This window comes from Providencia sp. PROV032 (genome assembly GCF_028484875.1).
In the GTDB taxonomy this organism is placed as follows: domain Bacteria; phylum Pseudomonadota; class Gammaproteobacteria; order Enterobacterales; family Enterobacteriaceae; genus Providencia; species Providencia rettgeri_E.
The window spans coordinates 20,832-30,694 of the sequence record NZ_JAMPSX010000038.1 but is presented as its reverse complement, the minus strand read 5'-3'; the positions used below and the strand labels follow the sequence as shown (position 1 = coordinate 30,694).

Below are 9,863 nucleotides of genomic sequence, written 5' to 3'. Positions count from 1 at the left end.
ATGTTTGCTTAGGTGATTATTGGTTTGGATTGTTTGTTTGGGAATGGCTTAAGATGGTGGGTCGTGCAGGATTCGAACCTGCGACCAATTGATTAAAAGTCAACTGCTCTACCGACTGAGCTAACGACCCATCTTGGAATTTCTGATTTTGTATTGTTTAGATGGTGGGTCGTGCAGGATTCGAACCTGCGACCAATTGATTAAAAGTCAACTGCTCTACCGACTGAGCTAACGACCCATCTAAAACAATATTTCTAACTAAATTTCTTTCTGTATCTCGAGATTTTTGGCTAACTACATTCTCGTCTCAACGGCGGCCTATATTACTGATTTCTGACGAGGGTGCAACGATTTTTTTTAAAAAAAAGTTTAAATGCGCACTTATCATACTGATAACCCCGAAATATTCGGTAATATTGCTTCGGGGCTATAAATTAAAGTGTACTCAGCTTTTTTTCGGCTAATTTTGAACCAGCACTGTTTGGATATTGTTTCAATACCTGTTGGTAAACAGCTTTCGCTTTATCTTTTTGTCCTTTATCTTGCATGATCAGCCCAACTTTATATAAGGCTTCGCTGCTTTTTTGGGATTTAGGATATTGCTTAACTACAGTGGCGAAATAAAAAGCAGCATCGTCTTTGCTACCTTTGTTGTAGTTTAACTGCCCCAACCAATAATTGGCGTTAGATTGATACCCAGACTTAGGGTAGGCTTTAATAAAACCTTGCAATGCCCCTATTGCCTGGTCAATTTGAGCTTTGGATTTGCTTTCCATAGCTAGTTTGACTGCGGCATTGTAATCATCTTTCTCATTCCCACCCGTATTGGCCGCTGCCGCAGGTGTTGTTGAGGAAGACGATGCATTCGTTCCAGTCGTTGTTGTATCGCCTGAAGCTGCTGAGTTACCACCACCTGCATTGTCTAATTGCATGTATAAATCTTTCTGACGCTCAATGACTTGATTCAATTTGTATTCACTTTCTTGAATCTGACCGCGCAACATATCGATGTCGCGTTGGTTGTCAGCGAGTTGCTGTTGGATTTGATACAGAATTTGACCTTGAGAGCTAACTGCTGTCTCAAGTTGGGTAAGGCGGTCTGTTGTTGAACCAGATCCGACATTGTTGATTGGCGCTTGGGCAATAGCGGCCCAAGGGGCCGCTACGCCAACCAATAACGACAGACCGACTAGTAAGTGTCTGAAGTTACTGTTCATAATAGATAATTTCGCTTATCTATTAGTATGCAATGACTGCACGACGGTTTTTCGCGTAGTCTGCTTCAGTGTGACCTAACACAGCTGGTTTTTCTTTACCGTAAGAAACCAGTGAAACTTGGTCACCAGAAACACCTTTGCTTTGCAGGTACATTTTAACTGCATTAGCACGACGCTCGCCCAGCGCGATGTTGTATTCTGGAGTACCACGCTCATCCGCATGACCTTCAACAACAACACGTACAGATGGGTTGCTACGCAGGAATGCTGCGTGCGCATCTAACATGTCAGCGTACTCTGGAGATACGTTGTATTTGTCAAAACCAAAGTAAACAGTGTTGTTTTGTTGCAGCTGTTCCATTTGCTGACGTGCCAGCTCTTCCGCAGACAGACCAGTGTTAGTTTGGTTAGTAGAAGTATCTACGCCATCTTGGTCATTGTTTTTGTTAGAGCTACAAGCTGCGACTGCCATGATTGGTAACGCGATCATCAGCCCTTTAAGCACTTTATTCAGTTGCATCGTTTTGATCCTTAATATTTTTTGCCACACATTATTATTATGCATCACAGATACGGCGACCAGGCAGGGAATTTAACCTGTCCATCGGTAGCCGGAAGACGCGCTTTGAAACGCCCGTCGGTCGAAACTAGCTGCAATATAGTCCCCAAGCCTTGAGAGGAGCTATAAATTACCATAGTGCCGTTAGGTGCGATACTCGGCGTTTCATCTAGGAACGTTTTCGTTAAAAATTCAACGTTGTTCGTTGCCAGATCTTGTTTGGCGACATGTTGCTGACCGCCGCCGGAGCTGACCATCACTAAGAAAGTGCCATCCGGGCTAACATCAGCATCCTGATTTTGTGTTCCTTCCCAGGATACACGCTCAGGGCTGCCACCATTAATATTGATTTTATAAATCTGCGGACGTCCCGCCTGATCTGAAGTATAGACTAAAGTTTGGCTATCTGGCATCCAACTTGGTTCCGTATTGTTACTACGACCATCGGTTACCTGACGAATCTGCCCACTTGCTAAGTCCATTACATATAAGTTCAAGCTGCCAGTTTTAGACAATGCAAATGCCAATTTAGTCCCATCTGGAGAGAATGCAGGTGCCCCATTGTGACGAGGGAATGATGCGACCTGACGAACTGCTCCTGTCGATAAGGTTTGAATGACAAGTGCTGAACTACCGCTTTCAAATGTAACGTAAGCCAGTTTCTCACCATCTGGTGACCAAGCTGGCGACATCAAAGGTTCTGGTGAACGGTGAACCGTAAACTGGTTAAAACCGTCATAGTCAGAAACACGTAATTCATATGGGTATTGACCGCCTTTGTTGACAACAATATAAGCAATACGTGTACGGAATGCGCCACGAATACCTGTCAATTTTTCAAAGACTTCGTCACTTGCAGTGTGCGCTGCATAGCGTAGCCATTCTTTTGTTACTTTATATTGGTTCTGAGATAAAACAGCCCCTGGGTTAGCTGCGACATCGACTAACTGATAGCTAACAACAAAGCTACCATCGGCTGCAGGCTGAACCTGCCCTACAACAACGGCATTAATACCTAATGCAGTCCACGCTTCAGGGATCACTTCAGAAGCGGTACCCGGTTGTTGAGGCATACGGCTTGGTTCGATAGGGTTAAATTTCCCGCTATTACGCAAATCAGCGCCCACTATTTGGCCAACTTCTTGTGGTGGCGCACCAGCACCTGACCATTTAAACGGCACAACACCAATAGGTTGAGCTGAGTTAACACCTTCTGTGATCTCAATACGTATTTCAGCCTGAGCCACTGTCGCCCATAGCATTAGGAACCCTAAAACTACTTTAAAAGCCTGCTTCATTCTTATCTCCCTTACTGCGGATTATTTACTACCGCAATAATTCGCTGAATTTTAACAAAGGTATAATAACAAAACTAGATACCACACAAACTATTTATGCTATTGCCTTAATAATATCAATACAGACTGCTCTGAGTTATTGAAAATCAAGGCTTAAACACGACTGTGCTACCTGCTTTATTAAATGTATCATAGACTTCTCTGCTAGGTGGCTTAGGCATCGTTGCAAGTTTTGCTGCTCGGATTGCTGCATCACAAAGCGCTGCGTCATTAGCTGGACTATTTTTTGGTGTAATACTCACTAATAGCCCATCAGGTGCAAGCTTCAATTGAAGTTCACAAGTACGCCCACGGAAAGTATCCGAATCATAAAACTTACTTTGGATAGCCGCTTTTACCTTGCCCGCATAGCTGTCCACATCCGCATTGGATGCGCCCGATTTTTTACCGCCGCCTTTTCCAGCTGCAGCTTCGCCACCTTGCTTGCTAGGGCCTGATGCAGTTAAATCGCCTAGCAAATCGTCAACGGAAGCGGCATTTTTTGCTGCCTCAGCCTTAGCTTTTGCCGCTTTGGCTTTCGCTTCTTTATCTGCTTTTTCTTTGGCTTCTTTTTCCGCTTTAGCTTTCGCTTCTTTCTCAGCTTTTACTTTCGCGTCCTTTTCTGCTTTTTCCTTGGCTTCTTTTTCGGCTTTGGCTTTCGCCGCTTCTGCTTCTTTCTGAGCTTGTGCCTCAGCTTTTGCCTTTTCAGCGGCTTGCTCTTTAATTAATTTTTCTTTTTCTGCTTTCGCTTTCGCGGCAGCTTCTTCAGCTATTTTTTGCTCTTCCTTCGCTTTTTTAGCCGCTTCTAACGCTTTTTTCTGTTGTTCTTCGGCTTGCTTTTGTTGCTCTGCCGTTGCCCGTTCAGTCTTTATACGCTCTTCTTCAAGTTGCTGAAGACGCTTTTGTTCCTTTTCTTGCTGCTCTCTGAGCTCAGCCTCTTGCTTTTGTTCCTGCTCTTTGCGCTCTTTCGCTGCTTGTCTGACGTTATTTTGCTGCCTTTGCATTTCTTCATATTGCTCAACAACCACGCCTGGGTCAACCATCACCGCATCGATGACAGTTCCCTCTTCCCCGCCACCACCAAGTTTGACGACGGAAACTAAAGAGCCTATAACAATCAACCCAATCAATAGGATGTGCAATACGATTGACATCACTAATGATCGATTTAAGTTATCTTTTTTCTCTTTTGTCTTTCCCACTCTGGTATCCAAAAAAAGAATTGTGACTTATTCAAACGACAATAACCCAGCCTAAATAGGCTGAGTCATCAAGCCAACCGATTTTATCCCTGCGCTGTGTAATATATTCAGCGCCTTAATCACTTCTTCATAAGGGACTTCTTTTGCTCCACCAATCAAGAAAATCGCTTTTGGATTTTTCTCTAATTGAGATTTTGCTTCTGCCGCAATTTGCTCTGGTGGTAACAATTCTAAAACCTCACCATCAAGACGCATATTATATTGGCCAACCCCCGACACTTCTAAAATAATCGGTGGGTTATCACTTGATGATACGGTTTGTGTATCTGTTGCATCCGGCAGCTCAACTTCCACACTTTGAGAAATAATCGGTGCTGTTGCCATAAATATCAGCAACAGTACCAACAATACGTCCAGTAATGGAACTATGTTGATTTCGGATTTCAGCTCACGTCTGCGACTTGTGCGCGCCATTCGCTTATCTCCCCGTCTTATTTCTTATCAGCAGAGAAGGCTTGACGATGCAAGATGGCCAAAAACTCTTCCATAAAGTTATCGTAGTTTTGCTCTAATTTGCTAACACGTAAGTTCAAACGGTTGAATGCCATAACGGCAGGGATCGCTGCAAATAAGCCAATTGCGGTTGCAATAAGTGCTTCGGCAATACCCGGTGCAACCATTTGTAATGTTGCTTGTTTTACCGCGCCCAATGCAATAAACGCATGCATAATCCCCCAAACGGTACCAAATAAACCAATATATGGGCTAATTGAACCTACAGTACCTAAAAATGGGATGTGCGCTTCAACTGATTCAAGCTCACGATTCATTGAAATACGCATTGCACGAGAAGCGCCTGTTACGACCGCATCGGGTGCATGAATATTCGCTTGGTGTAAACGAACGAACTCTTTAAAACCAGAGTGGAAAATCTGTTCGGCACCACTCAATTCATCACGGCGAGCTTGGCTTTCTTTATATAAGCGCGATAGCTCGATACCTGACCAGAACTTATCTTCAAATGCTTCCGCTTCACGCGTTGCCGCATTTAAAATTTTTGTTCTTTGAATAATGATCGCCCATGATGCGATAGAAAAACCGATCAAAACGAACATAATGAGCTGAACCAAAAGGCTCGCTTTAAGGAATAAATCCAGGATATTCATGTCAGTCACTGTTTAAACTCCGCGACAATAGACTTAGGAAGCGCAATCGGCTTCATTTTTGATGTGTCCACACAAGCAATAAGGGCATTAGCCCCACAAAGCAGGTTACCTTGCGAATCAACTAACCTTTGCTGAAAAGTGAGTGAAGCACGTTTCATTTCAATAATTTGTGTTTCAACTTCCAGCAGGTCATCCAGCTTCGCCCCTTTAACAAAATCAATTGTCATGCTTCGCACAACGAAGCCAAGGTTCTCAGCAAGCATACTTTGTTGATTGATACCTTTATTTCGCAGCATCTCAGTTCTTGCTCGCTCAAAAAAGGCTAAATAGCGTGCATGATAAACAACACCGCCCGCATCTGTATCTTCATAATACACGCGAACAGGCCAGCGAAATAACATAACAATCACTCCGTCTTAGGTTAAATTAATTAACGGTGCCACTATACGCAAGACAGTGCCAGTTTGGAATCACTTTGAAAGTAAAGATATCAAAAATAATTATGGGTCCATTGACCCATAATTAGCAATTAGAATTATCTAAAGACCTGAAAAAGTCCCCAAATAAGAATGATGGCAGCAGGCAATGGATGAAAAATTGCACGAAAGATAACTTTTTTAGGTTTAAAACCCACACCAAAAATCATCGCGGTACACGTTGCCCATATTAACAACAGCCCTTGCCATATTTGAAATGAACTGGTTTTTGCAGCAAATAGGGTTGGATCCCACATGACTGCACCTGCAGTAACTAAAGCTAAAATAAGGATAAGGGCCCTTATCGGCCCCTTATCCAATAGCTGATAGGTTTTATCCACCAGCATTTTTATTACTCACCATCTTTAGCGGCTTTAGAGTCTTCAGAGTGCTCTAACGCTAATGCTGCAATCACTGCAAAACTACAAGCTAACAGCGTGCCGAGGATCCAGGCGAAATACCACATAGTTATGCTCCTTAATACAGTGAGTGCTTGTTGCCTTCGATGAAGTTTTTGTCCAAACGACCGAACATTTTGTAGTAACACCATGCGGTGTATGCCAGTACGATTGGTACAAAGATAATAGCAACAACAGTCATTACTTGCAGTGTGAACAAGCTAGATGTTGCATCCCACATGGTCAAACTTGCGTTTGGCATGATGCTTGAAGGCATGATGAATGGGAACATTGCTACACCACAGGTTAAAATGATACAAGCGATAGTTAATGAAGAACTCACAAACGCCCAACCATTTTTGTCTGCTTTACTAAACAGCATTGTGATTAACGGTAATCCTACACCCAGAGCAGGCAATGCCCACAGGATTGGGTAAGTATTAAAATTAGTCAACCAAGCACCTGATTCAACAGCGACTGTTTTGTTCAGTGGGTTTGACACAGCCATAGTATCAATAGTTGAAGTGATAACATAACCATCAATGCCCATGACTAACCAAACACCCGCACCTGCAAATGTTAACAATGTGACTAACGCACAGATATAGGTTGCTTTACGCACACGTAGATACAGTTCGCCAGTGGTACGCATTTGCAGATAAGTTGCACCTTGGGTAACTATCATCATTAAACCAACGACACCCGCCAACAGGCCATATGGGTTTAGCAGACCAAACAGGTTACCCGTGTAGGTCAAATACTGTTGGTTATCAATTTGCAGTGGAACACCTAATAACAGGTTACCAAACGCAACACCGATAACTAATGGTGGAACGAAACCACCAATAAACAGACCCCAGTCCCACATATTACGCCATTTTTGGTTCTCCAGTTTTGAACGGTAGTCGAAACCAACCGGACGGAAGAACAATGCTGCTAGCACTAAAATCATCGCGATATAGAAACCGGAGAATGATGCAGCATAAACCTGAGGCCATGCAGCAAACATCGCACCACCCGCTGTGATTAACCAAACTTGGTTACCATCCCAGTGCGGTGCAACGGCGTTAATCATGATACGGCGTTCAGTATCTGTTTTACCTAAAATAGGTAATAAGAAGCCAACGCCCATGTCAAAGCCATCCGTGACAGCAAACCCAATCAGTAATACACCGATAAGGATCCACCACACAAATCGAAGAACTTCATAATCAAACATAAGTGGCTCCTATTTACTGAACGTCGTGTGTAGAAGTGTTTTTCTGTTCAAAGTGGTAGCGACCGGTTTTCAGGCTACTAGGCCCTTTACGAGCGAATTTGAACATTAAGAACATTTCTGCAATTAAGAACAGTGTGTACAGACCACAAATCAATACCATAGAGAAGATCAGGTCATGAGTCGTCAAGTTGGAGTGTGCAACCGAAACAGGTAACACTTCACCGATTGCCCATGGCTGGCGACCATACTCTGCAACAAACCAACCTGATTCAATTGCAATCCATGGTAGTGGAATACCGAATAGTGCAATACGTAGCAACAGTTTATTTTGACCAATACGGTTACGAACTACTGACAGGAATGCCCAGCCAATAATCAATAGTAACAGGAGGCCAACGCCAACCATGATACGGAATGCCCAGAACAGAGGCCCAACGTTAGGAATACTATCTTTCACTGCTTTTTGGATTTGAGCTTCAGTTGCATCAACAACATTTGGTGCATATTGTTTTAACAGAAGACCATATCCAAGATCTTTTTTGTTTATTTCAAATGCTGAGCGCAGTTCAGGGTCTTTATTACCTGCAAGAAGCTCTTGTAACTGACCGTATGCAATCATACCGTTACGAATACGAACTTCGTGTTGTTTCATTAAGTCTTTCAGACCTAATACAGGCGTATCGATTGAACGGGTTGTAATAATACCCATCGCCCAAGGAATCGAGATAGCAAATTTATTTTCTTGCTTTTCAGTGTCCGGCCAAGCGATTAAGTTAAACGCAGCTGGTGGAGCATGGGTTTCCCACTCTGCTTCAACAGCAGCCAGTTTGGTTTTCTGAACGTCCCCCATTTCGTAACCTGATTCATCACCAAGAACGATAACAGACAGAACGGCAGCAATACCAAAGCTTGCAGCAATTGCAAAAGAACGTTTAGCAAAAGCAACATCACGACCTTTAAGTAGGTAGTAAGAGCTAATACCAAGGACAAACATTGCACCGGTACAATAACCCGCAGCAACTGTGTGGACGAACTTAACCTGCGCAACTGGGTTTAAGACTAGCTCTGAGAAGCTAACCATTTCCATACGCATTGTTTCGAAGTTGAAATCAGCAGCGATTGGGTTTTGCATCCAACCGTTCGCAACTAAGATCCACAAAGCAGAGAAGTTAGAACCTAAAGCAACTAACCATGTTACAGCTAGGTGTTGTTTTTTGCTTAAACGATCCCAACCAAAGAAGAATAAACCGACGAACGTTGATTCTAAGAAGAACGCCATCAGACCTTCGATTGCAAGAGGTGCACCGAAGATATCTCCAACATAGTGCGCGTAGTAAGACCAGTTAGTACCGAATTGGAACTCCATGGTCAGACCCGTTGCAACACCCAGAGCAAAGTTAATACCAAATAACTTACCCCAGAACTTAGTCATATCTTTATAAATTTGCTTGCCTGACAGTACATATACCGTTTCCATGATCGCAAGCAAAAACGCCATACCTAGCGTTAATGGTACGAACAGGAAGTGATACATCGCAGTTAAGGCAAACTGTAATCGTGACAGTTCGACAATATCAAACATCTTGACTCCTTGCTCCTAGCAGGAAGACACCGACTTGCGGCAACCCAGCTTCCAGTTTTAAATACTTAGAAAGCCTCTTAACTACCAGCAAAAAATGCCTCAAAACAACAAAAAATTAACAAAATTAAAAGAACAAACGTTACTATAATAATAGTACGCTTATCTTCACACACAATAAACTTCTTTTACGTGATTCAGATTTGAATTCTGAATTTACATCAATAATTATACCCTTTAATAGAAAATCGAGTATTTGATCGAGCACCAATTTAAGCAATTTGAACAAATAAAGCCAGAGGCAATGAATTGATTTGCGTCAATTTTTTTCCTGTTGTTAATTGCTATACCTGTCAGTCAATTAATGGTTATTTACTTGTTAAATTGCTGTTATTGATAATGACATAAATGTTCTTAATTTTTCTAAAGATTAACAAAAAATATAATCATTGAATTAACGACTCGAAAAAAGAATATTTAATTTGTAATAGTATCTTATTTTAAACTTATTATGAATTTTATTAATATAGCCATTTTTCTCAACAAAACTGTTATATTGGCCAAATTGAATAACCGACAATATTTTAAATATTGATATGCCGCAATTTCTCTCTTTTTTGCATAAAGTGCGATTAACACCGCCCAAGCTTACCTAAATTGCCTTTTTATAATCTATTTGCCTTCATATAAGCCTATAGAACGTATTTTTA

General features: G+C 42.2%; 11 protein-coding genes and 2 tRNA genes. All 13 read right to left on the bottom strand.

Going from position 1 to position 9,863, the window contains the following annotated elements; genetic code table 11:
• Positions 1–54: 54 nt before the first annotated feature.
• Positions 55–130: transfer RNA gene (locus tag PSF42_RS19190), tRNA-Lys, on the bottom strand.
• A 32-nt stretch (positions 131–162) separates the two neighbouring features.
• A tRNA-Lys gene (locus PSF42_RS19185) sits at positions 163–238 on the bottom strand.
• Between the two features lie 196 nt (positions 239–434).
• The gene (cpoB, locus tag PSF42_RS19180) at positions 435–1,217 is read right to left on the bottom strand and encodes a cell division protein CpoB (RefSeq protein ID WP_125895179.1); all 783 of its coding nucleotides are present in this window, start codon (positions 1,215–1,217) and stop codon (positions 435–437) included.
• A gap of 22 nt (positions 1,218–1,239) precedes the next feature.
• Complete coding sequence (gene pal, locus PSF42_RS19175; protein ID WP_047756402.1) at positions 1,240–1,737, bottom strand: peptidoglycan-associated lipoprotein Pal; 498 nt, start codon at positions 1,735–1,737, stop codon at positions 1,240–1,242.
• 44 nt (positions 1,738–1,781) lie between these two features.
• Positions 1,782–3,074 (bottom strand): Tol-Pal system beta propeller repeat protein TolB, encoded by a 1,293-nt coding sequence (gene tolB, locus PSF42_RS19170; protein ID WP_004909089.1) that lies wholly within the window; start codon positions 3,072–3,074, stop codon positions 1,782–1,784.
• Between the two features lie 146 nt (positions 3,075–3,220).
• Complete coding sequence (tolA, locus tag PSF42_RS19165) at positions 3,221–4,315, bottom strand: cell envelope integrity protein TolA (RefSeq protein WP_272680507.1); 1,095 nt, start codon at positions 4,313–4,315, stop codon at positions 3,221–3,223.
• Positions 4,316–4,366: 51 nt separating this feature from the next.
• Positions 4,367–4,789: a colicin uptake protein TolR gene (tolR, locus tag PSF42_RS19160; protein ID WP_004256786.1), complete on the bottom strand. Its 423-nt coding sequence runs from the start codon at positions 4,787–4,789 to the stop codon at positions 4,367–4,369.
• A gap of 17 nt (positions 4,790–4,806) precedes the next feature.
• Positions 4,807–5,490 (bottom strand): Tol-Pal system protein TolQ, encoded by a 684-nt coding sequence (gene tolQ / locus PSF42_RS19155; RefSeq protein ID WP_004256787.1) that lies wholly within the window; start codon positions 5,488–5,490, stop codon positions 4,807–4,809.
• Entirely contained in the window at positions 5,487–5,882 is a 396-nt protein-coding gene (ybgC, locus tag PSF42_RS19150; RefSeq protein WP_004256789.1) for a tol-pal system-associated acyl-CoA thioesterase, read from the bottom strand. The genes tolQ and ybgC overlap by 4 nt, the downstream gene beginning before the upstream one ends.
• A gap of 134 nt (positions 5,883–6,016) precedes the next feature.
• On the bottom strand, positions 6,017–6,304 hold the full coding sequence (gene ybgE / locus PSF42_RS19145; RefSeq protein WP_004256791.1) for a cyd operon protein YbgE: 288 nt from the start codon (positions 6,302–6,304) through the stop codon (positions 6,017–6,019).
• Positions 6,305–6,309: 5 nt separating this feature from the next.
• Positions 6,310–6,423, bottom strand: coding sequence for a cytochrome bd-I oxidase subunit CydX (cydX, locus tag PSF42_RS19140; RefSeq protein ID WP_004909083.1), 114 nt, complete (start codon positions 6,421–6,423; stop codon positions 6,310–6,312).
• Between the two features lie 11 nt (positions 6,424–6,434).
• Positions 6,435–7,574 carry a cytochrome d ubiquinol oxidase subunit II gene (gene cydB, locus PSF42_RS19135; RefSeq protein ID WP_213913429.1) on the bottom strand — a complete coding sequence of 380 codons (1,140 nt, stop codon included), beginning with the start codon at positions 7,572–7,574 and terminating at the stop codon, positions 6,435–6,437.
• Between the two features lie 13 nt (positions 7,575–7,587).
• Positions 7,588–9,156, bottom strand: coding sequence for a cytochrome ubiquinol oxidase subunit I (gene cydA / locus PSF42_RS19130; RefSeq protein ID WP_125895172.1), 1,569 nt, complete (start codon positions 9,154–9,156; stop codon positions 7,588–7,590).
• Positions 9,157–9,863 lie beyond the last annotated feature (707 nt).